Source organism: Streptosporangium sp. NPDC053982, assembly GCF_055585205.1.
This window is the reverse complement of sequence record NZ_JBVJKQ010000001.1, coordinates 36,641-60,473: the sequence shown is the minus strand read 5'-3', so window position 1 is coordinate 60,473 and position 23,833 is coordinate 36,641. Positions and strand designations below refer to the sequence as shown.

The window sequence follows — 23,833 nt, the reverse complement described above, 5'->3', positions numbered from 1 at the left end:
ACGCAAGTTTAGGGTCTGGCTTCCGAGCAGGGGACGCGGGGCGCGAAACCCGGACGCGGACGCGGGGACCCGGGACGCCGCCATGCGCGGGCGAGGTCTCCGGGTTCACGGGTTTCCGGGCGCGGGGCGCGGGCCCCGGCGGGTCCGGCGCGGACGCCGCACGATCCACCGCGGATGTCACGTCCCGGACGGCTCGGACGGTTCGGGACCTGCCCGTTGCATCGAGGTCATATGGTGGGATAGTGCTCGACGATGTCCCACGCGACCCGTTCGCGGACGACCCCGACGATCCGGCGGCGACCCTGGGGGAGCCGGGCGACGCCGAACCGCTGACCTCCGCCGAACGCGACGAGGCCATGACCGACCTGGCCGACGTGGAGGTCTTCCGTTCCCTGCTCGAACCGCACGGTGTGCTCGGGCTGGTCCTCGACTGCCCGGAGTGCGGCGAGCAGCACTACTTCGGCTGGGAGCTTCTGCGCGGCAACCTGCGCCAGATGATCGAGAAAGGCTGGCCGCAGGTGCACGAGCCCGCCTATCAGCCCGACCCGAGCGACTACGTCACCTGGGAGTACGCCAGGGGCTACGTCGACGGTGTGATCGACACCGAGGAACGCCGCTGATCGACGTCGTCGACCAGCGCCGCGAGCAGGGCGATCGCCGGATCCGCGGTGGGGACGGCCTCCCTGCGGGAGAGCGCCTCCAGCAGGGCTTCGGTCCCGGCCACGGCCGCGCCGTCGTACGAGCGGCCGTCGTCCGGCCCGCGCTCGCGCGCCGGACGGAACGGGTGGACGGTGGTCATGCCCGCGCTCGATCGAGGTGCTCACCGGCCCGGCCGGATCCGCGCCGGGGACGGCGCGGCCCTCGCCGGGCACCACTCGACGGGTTCGGGGTCAAGCCGTCGACTCCAGCTCCGCCATCGCCCGGAGGCGAGCCAGCGCCCGATGCTGGGCGACGCGAACCGCTCCTGGTGACATGCCCAGTACATTACCCGTCTCCTCGGCGGACAGGCCCGACACCACCCGCAGGATGAGCAGCTCCCGCTGGTTGTCGGGGAGCCTGGACAGCAGCCTGCGCGCGTGCTCGGCCTCGATGTAGCGCACCACGGTCTCCTCCGGGCCGGGCCCGTCGTCGGGCCCGTCCGGCAGGTCCTGCGTGGGCACGGCCGAGCGCACGGAGCTGCGCAGGGCATCGGCCACCTTGTGGGAGGCGATGCCGAAGACGAAGGACGCGAAAGGGCGTCCCATGTCGCGGTAGCGGGGCAGCGCGGAGAGCACCGCGATGCACACCTCCTGGGCCACGTCGTCCGCGATGTGATACTGACCGGAAACCCGGCCCAGACGAGCGCGGCAATAACGGACGACCATTGGCCGTAACTGTGCGATCAGACTTTCGATCGCCGTTCGGTCACCTTGAACTGCGAGGCTTGTCAGATCCTTGAGGTCATCCCTGTGGGCGCTCCCTTCAGACCTCGTCGCAAGCCTTACCCCTCTTTTGGCGTCGGCGACGCATCCCTCGGTCACGTTACGCATGATGCCCGTATCGCTCGGGCCTGTCCCCATGACCAACGGCTACGGATTGGTCACATTGACGCGCCGATAACCCGGTGTAATCAAACGACGACAGTAAGGGTCACGCGATGAAAATATATTTCATAGAGCGGCCTAATATGTCAGTGATTTCCCATAAGGGTGTTTCTCTTACCCGCTCACCGCGGTGACGCTTTGGGGCCCCTTTCGGTTTACCCGGAAACGCGTACGGCCCGCGTCCCGAACGGGACACGGGCCGTACCGGCCGATCATGAGGATCAGTGGCCGTGACCGTGGCCGTGGCCGTGACCACCGGCGGCGGCCGGGGCCTCCTCCTCGGGCTTGTCCACCACGAGGGCCTCGGTCGTCAGCAGCATGCCGGCGATGGAGGCGGCGTTCTGGACGGCCGAACGGGTGACCTTGACCGGGTCGATGACGCCCTGGGCGATCAGGTCGCCGTACTCGCCGCTCGCGGCGTTCAGGCCGTGGCCGACCGGGAGCTCGGAGACCTTGGAGGTCACGACGTAGCCCTCCATGCCGGCATTCTCGGCGATCCAGCGGGCCGGCTCGACGAGCGCCCGGCGGACCACGTTGACGCCGGTCGCCTCGTCGCCGCTCAGGCCCAGGTCGTCAAGGGCCTTGGAGACGTGGACGAGCGCGGAGCCGCCGCCCGAGACGATGCCCTCCTCGATCGCGGCGCGCGTCGCGGAGATGGCGTCCTCCAGGCGGTGCTTCTTCTCCTTGAGCTCCACCTCGGTGGCCGCGCCGACCCGGAGCACGCACACGCCGCCGGCGAGCTTGGCCAGGCGCTCCTGCAGCTTCTCGCGGTCCCAGTCGGAGTCCGCCTGCTCGATGGCGACCTTGATCTCGCGGACGCGGTCCTCGATCGCCTGCGCCTCGCCGGCGCCGTCCACGACGGTGGTGGCGTCCTTGGTGATCACGACGCGGCGGGCCGTGCCGAGCACCTCGAGGCCGACGTGCTCCAGCTTGAGGCCGATCTCCTCGCTGACGACCTGACCGCCGGTGAGGATGGCGATGTCCTGGAGCATGGCCTTGCGGCGGTCACCGAAGCCCGGAGCCTTGACGGCGACGGAGGTGAAGGTGCCGCGGATCTTGTTGGTCACCAGGACCGCCAGGGCCTCGCCCTCGACGTCCTCGGCGATGACCAGCAGCGCCTTCTTGGTCTGCGCGACCTTCTCCAGAAGCGGCAGGAAGTCCGCGACGGAGGAGATCTTGCCCTGGGTGATCAGGATGTAGGGGTCCTCCAGGACCGCCTCCATGCGCTCCTGGTCGGTCACCATGTAGGGCGACAGGTAGCCCTTGTCGAACTGGAGGCCCTCGGTGAACTCCAGCTCCAGGCCCATGGTGTTGGACTCTTCGACGGTGATGACACCGTCCTTGCCCACCTTGTCGAACGCCTCGGCGATCAGGTCGCCGATCTTGGCGTCCTGGGCGGAGATCGTCGCCACGTGGGCGATCTCCTTCTTGTCCGCGACCGGACGGGCGGACTCGACCAGCCTGTCGCTGACGGCCTTGGCCGCGAGGTCGATGCCCCGCTTGAGGCTCAGCGGCTGGGCGCCGGCGGCGACGTTGCGCAGACCCTCGCGGACCATCGCCTGGGCCAGGACGGTCGCGGTGGTCGTGCCGTCACCGGCGATGTCGTTGGTCTTCGTCGCGACTTCCTTGGCGAGCTGCGCGCCGAGGTTCTCGTACGGCTTCTCCAGCTCCACCTCGCGGGCGATGGTGACGCCGTCGTTGGTGATGGTGGGAGCGCCGAACTTCTTGTCGATGACGACGTTGCGGCCGCGCGGGCCGAGGGTCACCTTGACGGCGTCGGCGAGGGCGTTGACACCGCGCTCCAGCGAGCGGCGGGCGTCCTCCTCGAACGACAGGATCTTGGGCATGACAGTCCTCTCTGGGGGCACACGGGAGCATCGAAGCCCCGGGCGCTCTCGCGACCCGGGGCTCGATGCGTCATCTCGGAAGCGTCGGAAGCGATGGACTACTTCTCGACGATGGCGAGCACGTCACGGGCGGAGAGCACCAGGTACTCCTCGCCGTTGTACTTCACCTCGGTGCCGCCGTACTTGCTGTAGAGGACGACGTCGCCCTCCTTGACGTCGAGCGGGATGCGCTTGTCGCCGTCCTCGTCCCAGTTGCCCGGGCCCACCGCGAGGACCCTGCCCTCCTGGGGCTTCTCCTTCGCGGTGTCGGGAATGACCAGGCCGGAGGCGGTGGTCTGCTCGGCCTCAAGCGGCTGGACCACGATGCGGTCGCCGAGCGGCTTAACGGGAACCTTGGTGGCGGTCGTCACGTCGGACCTCCCCTTCAGATTTGAATGATCTAGAAGAGGCGACCAGCGGTCTGCCGTCGCGGGTGTCAGACCAGCCTCGTCGCACTTGCGTTGGCACTCTCACCGGGAGAGTGCCAATACGGAACAGTATGCAAGGAGGCCTTGACAGTCAACACGAACCGCCCGCCGAGGCTCCCGGCGATCCCGATGAGGGGACAGGAGCCCCCGCCGGGGGCACCATGAGGGGAAGAGGAACGACGGATGTTGACGGAAAGTAATGCGATGGCCACGAAAAGCAATGGGGATGACGCTACGGTGGACGACGTGACCAGCACTCTCTGCGAGGAAACGAGCACCCGGCGCGAAGAGCGCGACCTGCTCGCCGACTGGCCCCGCCCCCCGGCCGGCGGGTGGACCGCGGACGACCTCGATCGCCTGCCCGACGAGGGCCCGAACGGCGAGCCGGAGTTCTTCAAGTACGTCGAACTCGTCGATGGAGTCCTCATCTTCATGTCCCCCCAGAAGCGTTTCCACGATCTCGTGATCCGCAGGCTCGCGGCCGCCTTCGAGGCCCAGGCTCCGGACCGGCTGGCGGTGGCCACCCAGATGGACGTCAAGCTCGGCGTGCGGCAGCGCCCGTGCCCGGACGTGCTTCTCATCGACGCTGCCCTCTCCCACGACCACGACCGCACCGCCTACCTCCCCGGCGAGGTCCACCTGCTGGTCGAGGTGGTCTCCCCCGAGTCGAAGTTCCGCGACCGCGAGGTGAAGCCGCGTACCTACGCCCAGGCCGGGGTGGCGCACTTCTGGCGGGTGGAGGAGTCGGACGGCGTACCCGTCGTCTACGTCTACGAACTCGACCCCGCCACCCGCGTCTACGTCCCCACCGGCATCCACCGCGGTGTGCTCTCGGTCCCGGTCCCCTTCCCCATCGAGATCGATCTGGCCGGCCTGCTGAAGTGAGGCGGTAGCGTCGGGCGGTGTGGACCTCGACGCATTCCGGGAACTGCTGACACCGCGCGGCCAGGAGGCCCTCGCCGCGGCCGCCGAGGCCGCGGGTGACGGCCCGGTGGCCGCGGTGACGCGGCTGCGCCGGACCTACGACGCGGCCCTGACCTCCGCGGCGCTCACCCAGGCGGCGCTCAGGGAGCGCGCGCGGGAGAAGTTCGGCTCCGACGCCGCCGTCATGTACTTCACCCCGCACGGCCTGGAGCAGGCCACCCGCCGCGAGGTGGCCGACCACCGCGCCCTGCGCGTCCCGGCCGGCTCCCGGGTGGCCGACGCCTGCTGCGGGATCGGCGGCGACCTGCTGGCGCTGGCCAGGGCGGGCTGCGTCGTGGAGGCCGTGGACGCCGACCCGCTCACCGCCGCCGTCGCCCGGGCCAACGCCGACGCCCTGGGCCTCGGCGACCGCGTCACGGTCCGCGCCGCCGAGGCCGCCACGCTCGACCCGGCGGCCTTCGACGTGCTGTTCGCCGACCCCGCCCGCCGTACGGCGCGGGGCCGGACGTTCGACCCGATGGCCTACTCGCCGCCCTGGCCGGAGGTCCTCGGCATGGTGGCGAAGGCCCCGGCGGCCTGCCTGAAGGTCGCCCCCGGCATCCCGTACGAGTTCATCCCGGCCGGAGCCGAGGCCGAGTGGGTCTCCTGGCGCGGCGACGTCAAGGAGGCCGCGATCTGGTGCGGCGGCCTCACCCGGGACGCGGGGCGCAGGGCCACGATGCTGCCGTCCGGCACGACGCTGACGCCCGAGCCGGGCGCGGATCCCGCGCCGGTGGGCGCGGTGGGCCGCTACCTCTACGAGCCGGACGGCGCGGCCGTACGGGCTCACCTGGTGGCGGAGGTGGCCAGGCGGGTCGACGGCCGGCTGCTCGACGAGCGCATCGCCTACATCACCGGCGACGCCGAGGTGACCACGCCGTGGGCGGCGCGGTACGAGGTGCACGAGATGATGCCGTTCTCGCTCAAGCGGCTGCGGGCGGCGCTGCGCGAGCGCGGGGCGGGCGTCGTGACGGTCAAGAAGCGCGGCTCGGCGGTCGACGTGGAGCGCCTGCGCAGGGATCTGCGGCTCTCCGGCGGCGGCTCCGCGACGGTGGTCCTCACCCGGATCGGGGAGCGGCCGTTCGCCCTCATCTGCAGCCCCGCCTGACCCGCGGCCTCCGGGGCGCGGCTCCGGCCCGGAACGGCCCGGGAACGGCCCGCCACCCGCGCTCCGGATCCTCCCGGGCGCGGGCGGGGCCGTACGGTCAGACGTGGACGGTGGTGATCGGGAGGGAGGAGTCGGCCGGGATCTCCAGGGACGACGGGGTGACGCCCGCCGCCACCAGGTCGGAGCCCAGGGTGGCCACCATGGCGCCGTTGTCGGTGCACAGCCCCGGCCGGGGGACGCGCAGCCGCACCCCCGCCGCGTCGCAGCGTTCCTGCGCCAGGGCCCGCAGCCGGGAGTTGGCCGCCACACCGCCGCCGATCAGCAGGTCCCGGACGTCGTGCTCGCGGCACGCCTGAAGGGCCTTGCGGGTCAGCACGTCGACCACGGCCTCCTGGAACGACGCCGCCACGTCGGGCACGTGGATCGGCTCGCCGGACCTCTCCCTGGCCTCCACCCAGCGGGCCACGGCGGTCTTCAGGCCGGAGAACGAGAAGTCGAGGGTGCCGTCGTCGTACTTGCCCCTCGGGAAGGCGATGGCCGTGCCGGAGCCGTCGCGGGCCGCCCGGTCGATGTAGGGGCCGCCGGGGAAGGGCAGGCCGAGCACCCGCGCCACCTTGTCGAACGCCTCGCCCGCGGCGTCGTCCACCGTGGAGCCGAGCGAGACGACGTCCTTGGCGACGTCGGGGACCAGCAGCAGGGAGGAGTGACCTCCCGAGACGAGCATGGCGATGCACGGCTTGGGCAGGGCGCCGTGTTCGAGCTGGTCCACGGCCACGTGGGCGGCCAGGTGGTTCACCCCGTACAGCGGGACGCCGAGGCCCAGCGCGTACGCCTTGGCGGCGGCGACGCCGACCAGCAGCGCGCCGGCCAGCCCCGGCCCGGCGGTCACCGCGATCGCGTCGATGTCGGAGAAGCGCAGACCCGCCTGCTCCAGCGCCCGCTCGACGGTGGGGGTCATCGCCTCCAGGTGCGCCCGGGACGCCACCTCGGGCACCACCCCGCCGAAGCGGGCGTGCTCCTCGACGCTGGAGGCGATCGTGTTGGCCAGCAGGGTGTGCCCCCGGACGATGCCGATCCCGGTCTCGTCGCAGGAGGTCTCGATGCCCAGGACCAGGGGTTCGTCACTCATCAATGAGATCCTTCCGCATCGTGATCGCGTCGGTGCCGTCCTGGTAGTAGCGGCGGCGCAGGCCGAGCCGGACGAAGCCGAACCGCTCGTACATCGCCTGCGCGGCGGGGTTGTCGGCGCGCACCTCGAGGAAGACCGACCGCGCGCCGCGCCTGCCGGCCTCGGCCAGCAGCTCGGTGAGCAGGGCGCCGCCGACCCCGGTGCGCCGCCGGCCGGCCGCGACGGCGATGGTCTGCACGTCCGCCTGGTCGCCGGCGGCGAAGAGCCCGGCGTAGCCGATGATCCCCTCACCGGTCTCGGCCACCACGTAGTGACGGGTCCCGGGCTGCCCGGCGAGCTCGTCGCGGAGCATGCCCTCGCTCCAGGCGTCCGCCGGGAAGGTGTCCCGCTCGATCTCCATCACGGCGGGCAGGTCGTCCCCGGTCATCGGGCGCAGCGTCACGGCCATCAGGTGACCTTCTTGGGCGCGGCGGGAACCTGCGCGTCGGGGCGGCGGAGGTACACCGGGCGGGGCAGGCTCAGCACGGGGTGCGTGCCGCTCTCCACGACCTCGCGGACGTCGGGCTCGCCGAGCTGCTCGGCGGCCAGCGACGCCAGCGCCCCCGCGAAGGGGTACTCGGGGGCGTCCGCCAGCCGGGAGGCGCCGACGACCTCGGCGTACATCCGCGCGCCCGCACCGACGAGCGGGAGGTCGCCGGGCAGGTCGTGGGGGCGGCTCACCGCGGGGCCGGACAACCGGGTCCGCATGTCCTCGTAGTGGCCCCAGAACACCTCCTTGCGGCGGGCGTCGGTGGCCACCAGGAACGGCTCGGACAGCCCGCTGCCGTAGGCGACGGCGTCGAGCGTGCACACGCCGTACGCCGGGACGCCGAGCGAGGCGGCGAGGGCCTGGGCGGTCATCAGGCCGACCCGCAGGCCGGTGTAGGGACCGGGTCCGGCGCCCGCGACGACGACGGTGACGTCGGCGAGCGCGGCGCCGGCCTCCCGCAGGACGGTCTCGATCGTGGGCACGAGCAGTTCGCCGTGGCGGCGGGCGTCGACGGTCGTCGACTCGGCGAGGACCCGTTCACCGTCGTGCAGCGCTGCGGTGACGGCGGGGGTCGCGGTATCAAAGGCCAGGACCAGCACGAACAGTTAGCCTAGTCCGTCGCGCGGGAGCCGGGACCGCCCGGGCGGATCAGGTCCTGGGGTCGGCCCGTTTGACCAGGGTGGCGTAGACGATGACGTTGTCGCGGTACTCGTGGCGGTCCCAGTCGAAGTCCCCGCCGCAGGTGATCAGCCGCAGGCCGTCCTGGAGGTAGACCTTGTCCGCCGGGAAGCGGTCCTTGCTCACCCGCTCGACGGAGTCCACCCGGTACTGGGCGACGTCGCCGTCGCTGCGCCTGACCTTGACGACCTGCCCCTCACGGATGTCCTTGAGCCGGTAGAAGACCGCGGGGTCGGTCTTGGTGTCCACGTGCCCGAGGATCACCGCGGGGCCCTCGTCGCCGGGCACCGCGGTGCCCTTGACCCAGCCCGCCGCGTTCGGCTTGTCGTACGGCGGGAGCTCGACCTCGCCGTTCTTGACCCCGAGCCTCATCAGGGGCGCCTTGATGCCCAGCGAGGGGATCTCCACGCGTTCGGGCACCACCGGGTCGCGGATCTCCGGGACGTCGACGCCCGCGCCCCGGAAGAGCACCATGACGAGGCCGGTGACGAGGCCGGCGGTGATGACGTGCGACCAGCGCGTGGGTGCGGCCATCGGCGGCTACGAACGCCGTCGCCTGGCGATCGCGACCCCCGTGCCGCCCACCAGGGCGGCGGCCAGCAGCACCCCGGGCACCCCGAGCGGCGAGCCGTCGTCGTCCGGGCCGCCGGCCGCGGTGCCTCCGCCGCCGGTGGAGGGCGCGCGGGTGCTGATGACGGTCCGGGTCGGCCGGGGCCTCGGCCTGCGGGTCGGCTCTTCGGACGCCTCCTCGGTGGGGGCGGCGCTGGGCCTGGTCTCGCCGACCACCCGGAGGCTCGCCTTGCCGGTGTCGTTGGTGCCCTCGCAGCGGGCGTTGACCTCGTAGACGCCGGCCGCGGTGCCGGGGGCCACGGTGGCCTGGCCCCGGACCCACGGCCGCGGGGTCGGCGTGGCGCTCGACGAGGGGGCGGGGCTGGGCGTGACCAGGATCGGGTCGAGGGTCACCGCGGTACGGAAGATCCGGGACGACCCGGTGCCGCGATGCTCCGGCCCGCCCTGCGGGATCGGGCAGTTGGCCAGGATCCACACCTTCTGCCCGGCCTTGACCCGGGCCGGCTGGAGCTGGACCTCGATGTCGCCTCTGCCGGCGGACGTCTGCGACGCCGCGGGTGAGGTGGTCGCCCCCGGCTCGGAGTCCGCCTCGGCCGTGCACCCGGTCACCCCGAGCAGAGCGAGGCCACCCAGAGTGGCCCCCAGAACCGCGGCATGCTTGACGCTTGGCACCGTCGCACTCCACTTCCACTCCGGCCGACGACCCTCGCCCGGCACCACTGCACCTGTTCCCCTTAAAACAAGGGCAAACCCGCTTGGGTCAATCATCGATTTCGATGATCTATACCAACTCGGACGCGGAACGGACGCTCCGGGTTCCGGTCAGACGACACCCTCCCACCGGGCGCCGACCCCGCGCAGCCGTACGGCGCGCTCCTCGCCGGTATCGCCGCGCTCGATGGAGATCTCCAGCCGGTCCTCGGCGAGTCCCTCGACCAGGCCCTCGCCCCACTCCACGACCGTCACCGACTCCTCCAGCGAGGCGTCGAGGTCGAGGTCGTCGACCTCCAGGTCACCGCCCAGCCGGTAGGCGTCCGCGTGCACGAGCGCCGGCCCCCCGGACAGCGAGGGGTGCACCCGGGCGATGACGAACGTCGGCGAGGTGATGGGGCCGCGCACCTTGAGGCCGTCGGCGATCCCCTGGACCAGGGTCGTCTTGCCCGCGCCCAGCGGCCCGGACAGCACCGCCAGGTCACCCGGGCGCAGCAGCCCGGCGAGCTCCCTGCCCAGCTCCCGCATCTCCTCGGCGGTCGCCGCGATTCTCACTTCTCGATCAACTCCCCTGCGATGGTCACGTCCCGCGAGCCGCGTCCGGCGGCCCGGTCATCCGCGCGGGCCTCAGGCATCGGTCCCGCCGGCCTCGCCCGTCCCGTCGGAGTCGGTCCCGCCGGTGCCGGCGCCGTCGGCATCGGCGGCCTCGTCGGCGAGTGCCCGCTTGATCAGGTCGCGCAGCGCGTCGTTGACCACGGCGGGCCGTTCGAGCTGGACCAGGTGCGAGCTGTCGGGAACCTCGGTGAACCGGGCGCGGGGCAGCGCCGCCGCCATGGCCTTGCTGTGGTCCACCGGCGTCAGCCAGTCCTTGTCCCCCACGATGATGGAGGTCGGCACGTCGTCCAGCACTCCCAGGGCGGCCAGCTTGTCGTGGGACATCAGCGCCGGGTAGAAGTCGGCGATCACCTCGAACGGGGTGGAGCGGATCATCGACTCGATGAAGTCCACCACCGTGGGGCTGACGTTCGCGGCGTCACCGAAGCCCAGGTGGCGCAGCATCAGGAAGGCCAGGTCGTTGGCCGCCTCCCGGCCGCGGTCCACCAGCGCGCCCCGGCGGCCCAGCAGCGAGACCGTGCCCGGGGTGACCGTGTGCACGGCCCTGGCCAGCAGGGCGGGCAGTCCCAGGGAGACCTCGCCCAGCCTGCCGGCGGAGGTGGAGATCAGCGCGACCCCCCTGATCTTCTCCTCGAACAGCTCAGGGCGGCGGTCGGCCAGCGCCATGATCGTCATGCCGCCCATGGAGTGGCCCACCAGCACGCACGGGCCGGGTACCAGTTCCTCGATCACCTCGGCGAGGTCCTCGCCCAGCCGGTCGATGAGGACGCCGTGGTCGTCGACCGACGCGCGCGGCGAGCGCCCGTGGGAGCGCTGGTCCCACAGCACCATCCGGTAGGAGTCGAGCAGGTCGCGCCGCTGGTAGTGCCAGGAGTCGAGGTTGAGGGTGTAGCCGTGGCAGAACACCACGGTCAGCGGGGCGTCCTCGGGCCCGTCGACCTCGGCGTGCAGGACCACGCCGTCGGAGGCGGTGACCGCGACGGGCCGGCCGCGCAGCTCGCCGAACGGCTCGCCGGCCTCCAGGTCGGGCCGGAGCCTGATGCGGCCGATGGCGTAACGCTTGGCGAAGGCCGCGGCGGCCACCCCGGCGGACGCGGCGCCGACGAGCGCGCCGGCGACCCCCACCCTGCGCCGTGTGGCGATGCCCATGCGACCCCCTGACGTGCCTCTCACCGGTGAACGCGCGGGACCCGCGAACCGATCCGGGTCACGATCTCATACGAGATCGTGCCGAGGGAATCCGCCCATTCCTGGGCGGTCGGCTCGCCGTGCGAGCCGTCGCCGAACAGGATCACCTCGTCGCCCTCGGCCAGCGGGTCGTCCCCCACGTCGATCATGAACTGGTCCATGCAGACCCGTCCGGCGATGCGGCGGCGCCGTCCACCCGCCATCACCTCCGCCCGATTTGTCGCATATCGCAGAACGCCGTCCGCATACCCGAGGGGCACCAGTCCAAGCGTGGTCTCGCGATCCGTGACGTAAAGGTGCCCGTAGGACACCCCGGATCCGGCCGGAACCCGCTTGGCCAGCGCGATCCGCGCGGTCAGGGTCATCGCCGGGCGCAGGCCGAAGTCCCCGAGGGCGGGCACCGGGCTCAGGCCGTAGACCGCGATGCCGGGACGGACCATGTCGTAGCGCGCCCGCGGCAGCGTCAGCGTCGCCGCCGAGTTGGCGATGTGCCGGACCACGTGGGAACCCGCGACGCCCGCCTTCTCCGCCATGGCCAGCGCGTCGTCGAAGACGGCGAGCTGGGATGCGACCGACGGGTGCCCCGGCTCGTCGGCGCAGGCGAGGTGCGACCAGATCCCGGCGACCTCGATCGTCCCCTCCGACTGCCGGGCCAGGGCCCGGTCGAGCAGCGCGGGCCAGTCGCCGAACGCCGCGCCGCCGCGCGACAGGCCGGTGTCGATCTTCAGATGCAGCCGGGCGGTCCGGCCGGCGCGGACCGCCGCCTCGGCGATCCGGTCCACCAGGCCGGGTGCCCCGGCCGACAGCTCCACGTCACGGCCGACCGCCTCGTCCAGCGGCTCGCCCGGAGGGATGATCCACGACATGACCGGCGCGGTGACGCCGGCGTCGCGCAGTTCGAGGGCCTCGCGGATGTAGGCGGTGCCCAGCCGGGCGGCCCCGCCCTCCAGCGCGGCCCGCGCGCAGGCGACCATGCCGTGCCCGTAGCCGTCGGCCTTGACCACGGCCATGACGTCCGCCCCGGGGGCCCGCCCGGCCAGCAGGGCGACGTTGTCCCGGATCGCGGACAGGTCCACCCGCGCCTCGGCGGGCGTCGTCGGGAAGCTCATCTTTCCAGTTTGGCAGCTCGGCCGTCCTCCCGGAGCCGGTCCGTGACCTCCCTGACCGCCTCCGGGACGCCTTCCAGGACGTCCCACGCCGAGACCGGCCCGTTCCGCCCGGCCAGGCCGTGCAGGTACGCCGCGCAGGAGGCCGCGTCGTACGGTCCCAGCCCGGCGGCCAGCAGCGCGCCCGCGACCCCGGCCAGCACGTCGCCGGTGCCCGCGGTGGCCAGCCACGGGCTGCCGGTGAGGTTGATCCTGACCGGCCGCTCGTCCTCGGCGACCACGGTGGTCGATCCCTTCAGCAGGGTCGTCACGCCCAGCTCGTCCGCGGCCCGCCGCGCGTACTCCACCCTGCGGGCCTCGATCCGCGATCTCGGCACGCCCAGCAGCCGCGACAGCTCACCCGCGTGCGGGGTGATCAGCACCGGCGCGGAGCGGCGCAGCAGCGATCGGTTCCCGGCGACCAGCGTCAGGCCGTCGGCGTCCACCAGCACCGGGACGTCGCTCGCCAGCACCGAGCGGGCCACGGCGAGCGCCTCCGGTCCGGTGCCCAGGCCGGGCCCGAGCACCCACGCCTGCACCCGTCCGACCTCGCCGATCCCCTCGCCCGGTTCGAGCGGGGTGATGACGACCTCGGGCCAGCGCGCCCGCACCTGGGCCACGGGCTCGGCGGGACCCGCGTAGCGGACCATCCCCGCTCCCGCCCGGACCGCCCCGCCCACGGCCAGCACCGCCGCGCCGGTGTAGAGGTGGCTCCCGGCCGCGACGCCCACGACGCCCCGGCGGTACTTGTCGGACTCCACGCCCGGCCGGGGCAGCATCAGCGCCACGTCGGGGCCGGTGAGCGCCGACGCCCCGGGGTCGGGGAGATACGGTCCCAGCCCGATGTCCACCAGCTCGACCCGGCCGGCGCGGGCCGCGCCCGGGTCGACGAGCAGCCCGATCTTGCGGGCCCCGAACGTGACGGTGACGTCCGCCCGGACCGCCGGCCCGTCGACCCGCCCGGTGCTCGCGTCCACCCCGCTCGGCACGTCCACCGCGACCACCGTCGCGGGCCCCTCGGCGGCCAGCCGGGCCAGGGTCGCGTACGGCTCGCGCAGCGCGCCCGTCCCGCCGATCCCCACGAGCCCGTCCACCACGAGGTCGGTTCCGTCGAGGAGGCGCCGCACCCCGGCGCCCACCGCCGCGCCCTTCCCGGATTCCTTCCCGGAGTCCTTCCCGGAGTCCTTCCCGGAGTCCTTCCCGGTCTCCCCCGCGGGACCCGTCGCGGGATCCGTCACAGGGCCCCGCGCGGGGCCCGCCGCTCCGGCACCCGCCGGGGCCTCCCGGGTCGCGCCGCCGAGGTCCGTCACCCGGCCCCCGGCCCGCCGCAGCGCCGCGAGCCCGCCCTCGTGGGCCCGCGTCCCGGCCAGTACGGCGTGCACCCGGGCACCCCGGGCGGCGAGCCGCGCCCCGGCGTACAGGGCGTCGCCGCCGTTGTCCCCGCCGCCGGCCAGCACCACGACGCGGGAGCCGTACACCGTCCCGAGGACTCCGGCGCAGACGACCGCGAGGCCCGCGGCGGCCCGGTCCATGAGCGTCCCCTCGGGCAGCCTCGCCATGAGCGCCGCCTCGGCGGCCCTGATCTCATCGGAGGTGTACGCGGTCAGCATGGCTCCGACGGTATCCCGCGACGATCTCCGGCGCGTGCTCCGGCGCGGCCCGCCGTACGGCCGGCCCGCCGTCGCGCGTTCCCGCGCCCGCCACGCCCCGCCGCGCCCTCACCGCCTTCCCGCGTCGCCGCGCCGTACGACCGGTCGGCGGGGCGGGGCGGCGGGGCGCGGTCAGGCTTCGGCGATCACGTAGGCGATGGCGACGCCCCCGTCGTGGGTCAGCGAGAGGTGCCAGCGCCCCACGCCCAGCCGCTCCGCGACCTCGGCGACCCGGCCGCTGACGTGCAGCTCCGGCCGGCCGTGCGGGCCGCGGCGCACCTCGGCCTCCAGGTGCTCCAGCCCCGGCGGGGCGCCGAGCGCCTTGGCCACCGCCTCCTTGGCGGCGAAACGCGCCGCCAGGGAGGGCACCGGCAGGTCCCGCTCGGCCTCGGTGAACAGCCGCTCCCGCAGGGCGGGGGTCCGCTCCAGCGCTTCTTCGAGCCGGGCGACGTCCACGACGTCCACCCCGATGCCCACGATCACCGCCTCAGGCTACAAGCCGCGCCCGTCCCCGCCCCGCTCCGGCGGCTACTCCACGGTCACCGACTTGGCCAGGTTGCGGGGCTGGTCGACGTCGTGGCCCTTGGCGGTGGCCAGCTCGCAGGCGAAGACCTGCAGCGGCACCGCGGCCACCAGCGGCTGGAACAGGGTCTCCACGGCGGGGACGCGGATCAGCGTGTCGGCGTAGGGCTCCACCGCGGTGTCCCCCTCCTCGGCGATCACGATGGTCCTGGCGCCGCGTGCCCGGATCTCCTGGATGTTGGACACGATCTTGTCGTGGATGACCCGCTGACCCGACGGGGAGGGGACCACCACGACGACGGGCAGACCCTGGTCGATCAGCGCGATCGGGCCGTGCTTCAGCTCCCCGGCCGCGAATCCCTCGGCGTGCATGTAGGCCAGCTCCTTGAGCTTCAGCGCCCCTTCGAGGGCGACGGGGAAGCCCACGTGCCGGCCGAGGAAGAGCACGCACCGCTCACCGGCCAGCGAGCGGGCCAGCGCGCGGACCGGCTCCATGGTCGCCAGCACCTCCTCCACCTGGGCGGGCATCCCGGCCAGCCGGTCCAGGACCTGGGTGATCTCGTCGCCGAACTTCACACCGCGGACCTGCGCGATGTACAGGGCGACGAGGTAGCAGGCGACGAGCTGGGTGAGGAACGCCTTGGTGGAGGCGACGGCGATCTCCGGACCGGCGTGCGTGTAGAGGACGGCGTCGGACTCGCGCGGGATCGTGGAGCCGTTGACGTTGCAGATGGCCAGCACCCGCGACCGCTGCTCGCGGGCGTGCCGTACGGCCATCAGCGTGTCCATGGTCTCGCCCGACTGGCTGATCACGACGACGAGCGTGTCGCGGTTGAGGATGGGGTCGCGGTAGCGGAACTCGCTGGCCAGCTCGACCTCGCACGGAACCCGGGCCCAGTGCTCGATCGCGTACTTGGCGATGAGACCGGCGTGGTAGGAGGTCCCGCACGCGACCACGATGATCTTGCTGACGTCCCGCAGCTCCTGGTCCGACAGCCGCATCTCGTCCAGGGTCAGCAGCCCGTCGGAGCCGATCCTGCCGAGCAGCGTGTCGGCGACCGCCCGCGGCTGCTCGGCGATCTCCTTGAGCATGAAGTGGTCGTAGCCGCCCTTCTCCGCGGCGGAGGCGTCCCAGCCGACGTGGTAGTCGCGCGTCTCGGCCGGGGCCCCATGGAAGTCGGTGACCGTGATCCCCTCGTCCCGCAGCTCGACCACCTGGTCCTGGCCCAGCTCGACGGCCTCACGGGTGTAGGCGATGAACGCGGACACGTCCGAGCCGAGGAAGTTCTCCCCCTCGCCCCGCCCGACGACCAGCGGCGAGTTGCGGCGGGCGCCCACCACCACGCCGGGCTCGTCGGCCGACACGGCCAGCAGCGTGAACGCCCCCTCCAGCCTCCGGCACACCCGGCGCATCGCCTCGGCCAGGCCGTCGGCGGCGTGCCGCTCCAGCAGGTGCGCCACCACCTCGGTGTCGGTGTCCGACAGCAGCTTGTGCCCGTCGTCCTCCAGCTCGGCCCGGAGCTCGGCGAAGTTCTCGATGATGCCGTTGTGGATCACCGCGATCCTGGAGCGGCAGTCGGTGTGCGGGTGGGCGTTGCGGTCGGTCGGCGCGCCGTGGGTCGCCCAGCGGGTGTGCCCGATGCCGACCGTCGCCTCGGGGAGGGACCGCGACGTCAGCGCCGAGCGCAGGTTGGCCAGCTTCCCGGCCCGCTTCTCCACGGCCAGTTCCCCGGAGGGACCGACCAGCGCGATGCCGGAGGAGTCGTAGCCGCGGTACTCCAGCCGGCCCAGACCCTCGACGGCGACCTCGACCGCCGGCCGATGGCCGACATATCCCACTATTCCGCACATGTCCCAACCTCCTTCTTCCTGTGAGATCGACCGACGAGCCTATGGAGAACCCCCGGATGAAACCAAGAATCCTGCCCGCCATCGGGCAGGACCTGCCCCGGACGGAACCGCGCATGCCCGGACCCGCGCGGAGCGGTCCCCGGCGGATCAGTACGCTTGCTGGCTATGACCAACGGGTGGGAGGCGACTCCGTACGTGGAGCTGAGCCGCGAGCAGTGGAGCGGTCTCCGCAGGAACACGCCGCTGACGCTTACCGAGGACGAGCTGGAGGAGCTGCGCGGCGTCGACGACCCGATCGACCTGGCCGAGGTCACCGACATCTACCTGCCGCTCACCCGGCTGCTCAACCTGCACTTCACCGGGGGCAGGCAGCGCGGCGCGGCGGTCAGCACCTTCCTCGGGACGGGCGCCGGGCCCGCGCCGTACATCCTGGGCATCGCCGGCAGCGTCGCCGTCGGCAAGTCCACCACCGCCCGGCTGCTGCACACCCTGCTGGCCCGCTGGCCCGAGCACCCGCGGGTGGACCTGATCACCACCGACAGCTTCCTGTACCCCAACGCGGTCCTCACCGCCCGGGACATCACGCACCGCAAGGGCTTCCCGGAGAGCTACGACCGGCGGGCCCTGGTCAGGTTCGTCGCCGACGTCAAGGCCGGCCGGCCCGAGGTGACCGCCCCGGTCTACAGCCACCTGGAGTACGACATCGTCCCCGGCGCGACGCAGACCGTCCGCCGGCCCGACATCCTCATCGTCGAGGGCCTCAACGTGCTGCAGCCCGCCCCGCCGGCCGCCCTCGCGGTCAACGACTACTTCGACTTCTCCATCTACGTGGACGCCAAGGTCGAGAACGTCCGGGACTGGTACCTCGACCGCTTCCACAAGCTGCGCCGTACCGCCTTCGAGGATCCGCGGTCCTACTTCCGGCACCTGGCCCAGCTGTCGGACGACGAGGCGACCGAGTTCGCCAGGAACGTCTGGCGCGACGTCAACGAGCGCAACCTCGTCGAGAACATCGCCCCCACCCGGGGCCGGGCCGACCTGGTGCTGCACAAGGGCTCAGACCACTCCGTGCGCCGGGTGGGACTGCGCCGCATCTGACGGGTAGGAGGAGTCGCGTGCTGCATCTCCGCGTGATCAGCCCGTCCGAGCGGACGGAGGAGGTCCTCGGCCTGCTCGACGAGGCCGTCGGCGTGGCCAACGTCGTCGTGCTGCACGGCGCGGCCCGCTCCCCCAAGGGCGACCTCGTGCAGTTCGACATCGCCCGCGAGGCCGCCAGCGAGATGATCGACTGCCTGCGCGACCTCGACCTGGACACCGTCGGGTCCATCGCGGGCGAACGGGTCGACCTGTCGGTCTCCGAGGTGGCCGCCCGCGCGGAGGAGGAGGCGCCCGGCCACGGCGACGACGCGGTGATCTGGGACGAGCTCGCCCAGCGGGTCGAGGACGACACCGAGCTGAGCTGGGCCTTCCTGGCGTTCCTGGTGATCGCCACACAGATCGCGGCGGTCGGCGTGATCGTGAACTCGCCGATCCTGATCGTCGGCGCGATGGTGCTCGGCCCGGAGTTCGGCGCGGTCGCGGCCGTCTGCTTCGGCCTGCTCAGAGGCGACCGGCACCTGATCGTCCGTGCCCTGCGCACGCTCCTGACCGGGTTCGCGGTCGCCATAGCGGTCACGCTCGCCTGCGCGCTGGCCTTCCGCGCGCTGGGCTGGATCGACCCCGCCACGCTGCGCGGGCACGAGGAGATCGAGTTCATCGTCAAGCCCGACCGCTGGTCGATCGTCGTGGCGCTGCTGGCCGGGGCGGCCGGGGTGCTGTCGGTCACCGCGGGCAAGTCCTCGGCCCTGGTGGGCGTCTTCATCTCGGTGACCACCGTTCCCGCCGCCGGATACCTCTCCGTCGCCGTCGCCCTCGGCCGCTGGGACGACGTGACGGGCTCGGTCACCCAGCTCGCGGCGAACATCGCCGGCATGGTCGTCTCCGGTACGGTCACCCTGGTCGTCCAACGGGCCTACTGGTCGCGGTTCGGCGTACGGTTCCCCACGCGCGGGTCACGCGGCGGGGGGCCGGGACTCCCACGGGTCGGCCGGTAGGGATCGCGGCCGGCGGGAACCGGACGGAAGCCCGGACCCGGCGAAAGCCCGAGCCGGGCGGAGACCGTACGGCCGGAACCGGGCGGCAGCCCGAACCGGGTGAAAACCGTACGGCCGGAGCCGAACCGGCCTTTCGGCCGAGGCGGATTCGTCCGCACGGCGGAGGAACCAGGCACGGCCGGTGGATAGTGTCCGGGTATGACTATCCTCGCCACCGAGGGACTCACCAGACGATTCCCCCGGGTGACGGCACTCGACGGGCTCACCGTCGAGGTCGGCCCCGGCGTGACCGGCCTGGTCGGCGCGAACGGCGCGGGCAAATCGACGCTGATCAAGATCCTGCTGGGTCTGCTCGCGCCCTCGGCCGGCCGCGCCGAGGTGCTGGGCATGGACGTGACGACCCGGGGCGCGGAGATCCGCGGGACCGTCGGGTACATGCCCGAGCACGACTGCCTGCCCCCCGACCTGTCCGCCACGGAGTTCACCGTCCACATGGGCCAGATGGCCGGCCTGCCGCGCACGGCGGCCCGCGAGCGCGCCGCCGACGTGCTGCGCCACGTCGGCCTGTACGAGGAGCGCTACCGCGCCATGGGCGGCTACTCCACCGGCATGAAGCAGCGGGTCAAGCTGGCCCAGGCCCTGGCGCACGATCCCCGGCTGGTCCTCCTGGACGAGCCCACCAACGGGCTGGACCCCCAGGGGCGCGACGAGATGCTGGCGCTGATCCGCAGGATCGGCACCGAGTTCGGCATCAGCGTGCTCGTCACCTCCCACCTGCTGGGCGAGCTGGAGCGGATCTGCGACCACGTCATCGTGATCGACGGCGGCAGGCTGCTGCGCTCCTCCCCCATCTCCGACTTCACGCAGACCACCCGGACCGTCGTGGTGGAGGTGGAGGAGGGCCGCGACGCCCTGGCCGCCCGGCTCACCGAACTGGGCGAGACCGTCACCCCGCACGGCCGGACGCTCCTGGTGGAGGTCGGCGAGCCGGAGACCTTCGACACGCTCCGCGACGCCGTCTGCGACCTCGGCCTGCACCTCGTCCGCATGGAGCAGGGCCGCCAGCGCATCGAGGACGTCTTCCGGGAGCCCGCCGATGCCTGACCTGCCCGGCCCGCCGGACGACCGGAACCGGCCCCGCCCGCCCGACCAGCCGGACGACCTGACCGGCCGCGACACGCCCATCCGCCCGGACGGGCCCCCGGCGGGCCCCGGTCGCACCCGCGAGAGGACCGCCGTGCCCGAGACGCCCCCAGCGCCCTCCGGCGCGCTCACCCCGGCCCCCGCCGGGGTCATCCACGACATCGGCTACCGCCACTACGAAGGGGTACGGCTCGGCCGCGCCCACGCCGTCGCGGCGCTGACCCTGCACACCCTGCGCGGGGTGTTCGGACTGGGCCGCCCGGCCCGATCGAAGATCATCCCGTTCGCGCTCGCGACGGTCATGATGTTCCCCACGGTCGTATCCATCGGGGTCATGGCGCTGATCAAGCGTGAGGGGATCATCACCTACACCGGTTACGCGACCATCATGCAGGTCGTGATCGCCGTCTTCCTCGCCGCGCAGTCCCCCTACACCGTCGCGCCCGACCTGCGCTTCCGGGTGCTGCCGCTCTACCTGTCGCGGCCGGTGCGGCTCGTCGACTACGTCGGTGCCAAGGTCGCCGCGATGACCGCGGCGATGTTCCTGATCCTGGCCGTCCCGCTCACCGTGCTGTTCATCGGCGAACTGGTCATCGACCTGCCCGGCCCGACCAACGTCTCCGGCTATCTCACCGCCCTCGCCGGGGCCGCCGTCCTCGCCGTGACGCTGTCCTGCCTGGGCGTGGCGATCGCCTCCTTCACCCCGCGGCGCGGCCTGGGCGTCGCCGCGGTCATCGCGTTCTACCTGCTCACCTCGGCGGTCTCGGGTGCGCTCGCGGCGATGCTGGAATCGGTGAACGACTACACCGCCGCCGCGTGGGCGTGGATGATCAATCCGTTCTTCCTCGTGGACGCCGCGGTCCAGGTGGGCGTCTTCGGCGCGAAGGCGTCCGGCCCCACCACCTACCCGGCGGGCGCCGGCGTCGCCGTGACGATCCTGGCCGTGGCCCTGCTGATCGCCCTGTCCGTGACCGCCCTGATCCTGCGCTACCGGAAGGCGGCCTCGCAATGAGGATCGAACTGGCCCAGGTCTCCCGCTGGTACGGCAACGTCGTCGCCGTCAACGACGTCACCATGACCATCGGCCCCGGCGTCACCGGCCTGCTCGGACCCAACGGCGCCGGCAAGTCGACGCTCCTGCACATGATGGCCGGGTTCCTCGCCCCGTCCAGCGGCACGGTGACCCTCGACGGGACGAAGATCTGGCGCAACCACCGCGTCTACCGCTCCATCGGCCTGGTCCCCGAGCGTGAGGCCGCCTACGGCTTCCTCACCGGCCGGCAGTTCGTGCTGTCCGGAGCCCGGCTGCACCGCCTCCCCGACCCCGAGGACGCCGCCCGCAAGGCGATCGCCCTGGTCGAGATGGAACCCGCCGGGGACCGCAGGATCGAGACCTACTCCAAGGGGATGCGGCAGCGGATCAAGGTCGCCGCCGCCCTCGTCCACGACCCGCAGGTCCTCCTGCTCGACGAGCCCTTCAACGGCATGGACCCGCGCCAGCGCATGCACCTGATGGAGCTGGTCACCGGCATGGGGGCGGCGGGCAAGACCATCCTGTTCAGCTCGCACATCCTGGAGGAGGTCGAGCGCGTCGCCCAGCACATCGAGGTCATGGTCGCCGGCCGGCACGCCGCCTCCGGCGACTTCCGCGAGATCCGCCGCAGGATGACCGACCGGCCGCACGTGTTCCGGATCCGCTCCAGCGACGACCGCCGCCTGGCGTCGGCCCTGGTCGCCGACCCCTCCTCCAGCGCGGTCTCCCTCACCGGGCAGGGCCTGGAGGTGCAGGCCGTCGACTTCCGGCGGTTCACCCACCTGCTGCCCAGGGTCGCCCGAGACGCGGGGGTGCGGATCACGCAGGTCTCCCCTGCCGACGAGGACCTCGAAAGCGTCTTCTCCTACCTGATCGACAGGAGCAGCTGATGAACGGTGTCATCGCCGGGATCTCCTACCGCGCGCTGCTCGGCCGCAGAAGGATCTGGCTGCTCGTCCTGCTCCCACTGGTGCTCCTCGGCCTGGCCGTGCTGCTGCGCTGGATCGGCGAGGCCGGCGAGCAGGCGACCATCACGCTCCTGCAGACCTTCGCCATCGGCACGATGCTGCCGCTGCTCGGCCTGATCGCGGGCACCGGCGTGATCGCCCCTGAGATCGAGGACGGCACGGTCGTCCACCTGCTGTCCAAGCCGATCTCCCGGCCGGTCATCGCGCGGACCAAGTTCGCCGTCGCCGCCTCCCTGCTCGCCCTGTTCGGCGCCGTCCCGACCTTCGCCGCGGCCTACCTGCTGGTCGGCTCCGAGTCCGGCATCGCGTACGGCTTCACCGCCGGCGCCCTGGCCGGGGGCGTCGCGTACGCCGCGGTGTTCATGCTGCTGGGCATCATCACCCGGCACGCGGTCACGATCGGCATCGCCTACGCCCTGGTGTGGGAGGGCGTGGTCGGCAACTTCGTCCCGGGCGCCCGCAGGTTCTCCATCCAGCAGTGGGCCCAGACCGTCGCCGACCAGGTGTCGTCATCGGCGTTCCTGTCCACCGGGATCGCGATCGGCTTCGCCTCCGTCGCCCTGCTGGTCGTCACCGTCGGCGCGGTCGTCTGGGCCGGTCACCGCCTGCGGGGCTTCTCCCTCACCGGCGACGAGTAGTTCCGGCGGCATGCGCGCCCCGGCGAGGGGGCGCGCATGTACCGTTCACACATGAGGTCTCTGACGGAGCTGCGTCTCACCGAGTTCAAGACCTTCCGCGACGAGACGCTCCCACTGGGTGGCATGACGACGCTCATCGGCCGCAACAGCAGCGGTAAGTCGAACGCGCTGGACGGCTTGGAGGTGCTCTCCCGCCTGGCGTCCGGAGCGGACCTCGTCGACGCGCTCGACAGCAGGCGGGGCGATGAGGGTCCACTGCGAGGAGGCATAGAAGGGTGTCCTCCCCATGGAAGCGACAGATTCCAGTTGGGCTGCACTCTTCTCTCCCTCGATCGGATCGATAAGGGATATTTCCTGGTCAAACTCGATATCACCGTCCAGGTCCATCCGGAACCTGAGATCCTCAGTGAGACACTCGTCGGCATCTCCGAAAAACACCGTTCAACTCGGAACCCGCAAGGCCGGATAGCCCATGATCTGCTGAGGACGGTGGACACCCAGCCGGGGTCCGGCAGCATCGACGCCTCCTGGTACAACGGTCGCCCGGGTCGTGACCCTCGGGCGTCGTTCCGCTCCACACGACTGCTCACCAGCCAGCTTCCACTGCGGCTCCCGGGCGAGACGGAGGCCGAGCGCCGGGTGGTCGCCGCGGCGGAAGACGTCCTGGAGGCGCTTCGCGGGGTCTTCCACCTGGACCCTGTGCCACACCTGATGCGGCAGTACGTTCCCAGCCGTGACACGCGGCTGAGGAGAACCGCGGAGAACCTCTCCGCAGTGATCGGTCACATGGAGCGGCACGACCCCGATCGGTTCCGGCAGCTCGTCGCTCGCGTGCGCGATCTCGTCGAGCATGACGTGGCCGGAATCGAGATCATCCGCTCCCAGCTCAACGACGTCATGGTGGCCCTGCGCGAGGACGGGGCGGTCACTCCGGCCAGGGAGATGAGCGACGGCCTGCTGAGGTTCACCGCGATCGCCACGAGCCTGCTCCGCCAGGGGCGGGACCTCGACCTCGGCGGGCGCGGCGCGGAGGATGACCGCAGATCACCGATTCTGGTCATCGAGGAGTTGGAGAACGGCCTGCACCCCTCTCAAGCCAGTCAGATACTAGATCTGGTCAGGCAGGCCACACAGGAGGACGCCTCCCAAGTGATCTTCACCACGCACAGCCCCGCCTTGCTCTCCGCCCTGGACGCGGATGATCACAAACGTGTCGTCGTCTGCTCCCGTGATCGCAATACCGGTCTCTCCCGTCTCCGGGGGCTTTCGAAGATGGAGGGGTATCCCAGCCTGATGGCCCAGGGCGATCTCGGCACGGTCGTCACCTCCGGCCTCCTGGAGCAAACCCCCGCCCGCGAGCGCGATTTCACCGAGTTCGACCGGCTGATGGGAATCGGCTGACG

25 protein-coding genes are annotated in these 23,833 nt (G+C 72.2%); 10 read left to right on the top strand and 15 right to left on the bottom strand.

The features are described from left to right. Positions 1–242 precede the first annotated feature (242 nt). Positions 243–620 carry a DUF5319 family protein gene (locus ACZ6W9_RS00360; protein WP_179819626.1) on the top strand — a complete coding sequence of 126 codons (378 nt, stop codon included), beginning with the start codon at positions 243–245 and terminating at the stop codon, positions 618–620. On the opposite strand, the gene ACZ6W9_RS00355 is transcribed toward ACZ6W9_RS00360, so the two are convergent. From ACZ6W9_RS00355 to groES, 4 genes are all read right to left on the bottom strand, one after another. After that, entirely contained in the window at positions 581–799 is a 219-nt protein-coding gene (locus tag ACZ6W9_RS00355; RefSeq protein ID WP_389958074.1) for a hypothetical protein, read from the bottom strand. The two genes, ACZ6W9_RS00360 and ACZ6W9_RS00355, sit on opposite strands and share 40 nt — an antisense overlap. Before the next feature lie 91 nt (positions 800–890). After that, on the bottom strand, positions 891–1,529 hold the full coding sequence (locus tag ACZ6W9_RS00350; protein ID WP_189246777.1) for a sigma-70 family RNA polymerase sigma factor: 639 nt from the start codon (positions 1,527–1,529) through the stop codon (positions 891–893). A 275-nt stretch (positions 1,530–1,804) separates the two neighbouring features. Continuing rightward, complete coding sequence (gene groL / locus ACZ6W9_RS00345; protein WP_362942339.1) at positions 1,805–3,430, bottom strand: chaperonin GroEL; 1,626 nt, start codon at positions 3,428–3,430, stop codon at positions 1,805–1,807. 98 nt (positions 3,431–3,528) lie between these two features. Continuing rightward, positions 3,529–3,840, bottom strand: coding sequence for a co-chaperone GroES (gene groES / locus ACZ6W9_RS00340; RefSeq protein WP_362942336.1), 312 nt, complete (start codon positions 3,838–3,840; stop codon positions 3,529–3,531). Positions 3,841–4,143: 303 nt separating this feature from the next. On the opposite strand from groES, the gene ACZ6W9_RS00335 reads away from it, so the two are divergent. Further along, a complete protein-coding gene (locus ACZ6W9_RS00335) occupies positions 4,144–4,782 on the top strand; it encodes a Uma2 family endonuclease (RefSeq protein WP_470116458.1) in 639 nt (212 codons plus the stop codon). A 19-nt stretch (positions 4,783–4,801) separates the two neighbouring features. Continuing rightward, the gene (locus ACZ6W9_RS00330; RefSeq protein WP_470116457.1) at positions 4,802–5,968 is read left to right on the top strand and encodes a class I SAM-dependent methyltransferase; all 1,167 of its coding nucleotides are present in this window, start codon (positions 4,802–4,804) and stop codon (positions 5,966–5,968) included. Positions 5,969–6,065: 97 nt separating this feature from the next. Here ACZ6W9_RS00330 and tsaD read toward each other — a convergent pair whose 3' ends face one another. From tsaD to glmS, 11 genes are all read right to left on the bottom strand, one after another. Continuing rightward, complete coding sequence (gene tsaD, locus ACZ6W9_RS00325) at positions 6,066–7,097, bottom strand: tRNA (adenosine(37)-N6)-threonylcarbamoyltransferase complex transferase subunit TsaD (RefSeq protein WP_389958064.1); 1,032 nt, start codon at positions 7,095–7,097, stop codon at positions 6,066–6,068. After that, positions 7,090–7,545 carry a ribosomal protein S18-alanine N-acetyltransferase gene (gene rimI, locus ACZ6W9_RS00320; protein ID WP_389958062.1) on the bottom strand — a complete coding sequence of 152 codons (456 nt, stop codon included), beginning with the start codon at positions 7,543–7,545 and terminating at the stop codon, positions 7,090–7,092. Before rimI ends, tsaD begins: the two co-directional genes overlap by 8 nt. Further along, positions 7,545–8,225: a tRNA (adenosine(37)-N6)-threonylcarbamoyltransferase complex dimerization subunit type 1 TsaB gene (tsaB, locus tag ACZ6W9_RS00315; RefSeq protein ID WP_389958059.1), complete on the bottom strand. Its 681-nt coding sequence runs from the start codon at positions 8,223–8,225 to the stop codon at positions 7,545–7,547. The genes rimI and tsaB overlap by 1 nt, the downstream gene beginning before the upstream one ends. 49 nt (positions 8,226–8,274) lie before the next feature. After that, positions 8,275–8,838 carry a class F sortase gene (locus tag ACZ6W9_RS00310; RefSeq protein WP_389958057.1) on the bottom strand — a complete coding sequence of 188 codons (564 nt, stop codon included), beginning with the start codon at positions 8,836–8,838 and terminating at the stop codon, positions 8,275–8,277. Between the two features lie 6 nt (positions 8,839–8,844). Next, positions 8,845–9,546: a cupin domain-containing protein gene (locus ACZ6W9_RS00305; protein WP_389958055.1), complete on the bottom strand. Its 702-nt coding sequence runs from the start codon at positions 9,544–9,546 to the stop codon at positions 8,845–8,847. Between the two features lie 150 nt (positions 9,547–9,696). Beyond that, positions 9,697–10,113, bottom strand: a complete 417-nt coding sequence (tsaE, locus tag ACZ6W9_RS00300) for a tRNA (adenosine(37)-N6)-threonylcarbamoyltransferase complex ATPase subunit type 1 TsaE (protein ID WP_389959247.1) — start codon at positions 10,111–10,113, stop codon at positions 9,697–9,699. 99 nt (positions 10,114–10,212) lie between these two features. Further along, the gene (locus tag ACZ6W9_RS00295; protein WP_389958053.1) at positions 10,213–11,349 is read right to left on the bottom strand and encodes an alpha/beta fold hydrolase; all 1,137 of its coding nucleotides are present in this window, start codon (positions 11,347–11,349) and stop codon (positions 10,213–10,215) included. A gap of 20 nt (positions 11,350–11,369) precedes the next feature. Next, a complete protein-coding gene (gene alr, locus ACZ6W9_RS00290) occupies positions 11,370–12,497 on the bottom strand; it encodes an alanine racemase (protein WP_470116456.1) in 1,128 nt (375 codons plus the stop codon). Further along, entirely contained in the window at positions 12,494–14,143 is a 1,650-nt protein-coding gene (locus ACZ6W9_RS00285; RefSeq protein ID WP_470116455.1) for an NAD(P)H-hydrate dehydratase, read from the bottom strand. The genes alr and ACZ6W9_RS00285 overlap by 4 nt, the downstream gene beginning before the upstream one ends. 171 nt (positions 14,144–14,314) lie before the next feature. Continuing rightward, entirely contained in the window at positions 14,315–14,665 is a 351-nt protein-coding gene (locus tag ACZ6W9_RS00280) for a holo-ACP synthase (protein ID WP_389958045.1), read from the bottom strand. 45 nt (positions 14,666–14,710) lie between these two features. Further along, positions 14,711–16,555 carry a glutamine--fructose-6-phosphate transaminase (isomerizing) gene (gene glmS, locus ACZ6W9_RS00275; RefSeq protein ID WP_389958042.1) on the bottom strand — a complete coding sequence of 615 codons (1,845 nt, stop codon included), beginning with the start codon at positions 16,553–16,555 and terminating at the stop codon, positions 14,711–14,713. A gap of 165 nt (positions 16,556–16,720) precedes the next feature. Between glmS and coaA the strand changes: the two genes are divergently transcribed. The 7 genes from coaA to ACZ6W9_RS00240 all read left to right on the top strand — a co-directional run bounded on the left by coaA (position 16,721) and on the right by ACZ6W9_RS00240 (position 23,831). After that, a complete protein-coding gene (coaA, locus tag ACZ6W9_RS00270) occupies positions 16,721–17,653 on the top strand; it encodes a type I pantothenate kinase (RefSeq protein WP_389958039.1) in 933 nt (310 codons plus the stop codon). A gap of 17 nt (positions 17,654–17,670) precedes the next feature. Then, the gene (locus ACZ6W9_RS00265; protein WP_389958036.1) at positions 17,671–18,648 is read left to right on the top strand and encodes a DUF389 domain-containing protein; all 978 of its coding nucleotides are present in this window, start codon (positions 17,671–17,673) and stop codon (positions 18,646–18,648) included. A gap of 198 nt (positions 18,649–18,846) precedes the next feature. Beyond that, positions 18,847–19,752 carry an ABC transporter ATP-binding protein gene (locus ACZ6W9_RS00260; RefSeq protein ID WP_470116454.1) on the top strand — a complete coding sequence of 302 codons (906 nt, stop codon included), beginning with the start codon at positions 18,847–18,849 and terminating at the stop codon, positions 19,750–19,752. Beyond that, entirely contained in the window at positions 19,745–20,803 is a 1,059-nt protein-coding gene (locus tag ACZ6W9_RS00255) for an ABC transporter permease (RefSeq protein WP_389958031.1), read from the top strand. The genes ACZ6W9_RS00260 and ACZ6W9_RS00255 overlap by 8 nt, the downstream gene beginning before the upstream one ends. After that, positions 20,800–21,714, top strand: a complete 915-nt coding sequence (locus ACZ6W9_RS00250; protein ID WP_362942287.1) for an ABC transporter ATP-binding protein — start codon at positions 20,800–20,802, stop codon at positions 21,712–21,714. The genes ACZ6W9_RS00255 and ACZ6W9_RS00250 overlap by 4 nt, the downstream gene beginning before the upstream one ends. After that, a complete protein-coding gene (locus tag ACZ6W9_RS00245; protein ID WP_362942284.1) occupies positions 21,714–22,430 on the top strand; it encodes an ABC transporter permease in 717 nt (238 codons plus the stop codon). The genes ACZ6W9_RS00250 and ACZ6W9_RS00245 overlap by 1 nt, the downstream gene beginning before the upstream one ends. Positions 22,431–22,481: 51 nt before the next feature. Next, complete coding sequence (locus ACZ6W9_RS00240; protein ID WP_389958026.1) at positions 22,482–23,831, top strand: AAA family ATPase; 1,350 nt, start codon at positions 22,482–22,484, stop codon at positions 23,829–23,831. Positions 23,832–23,833: the final 2 nt, after the last annotated feature.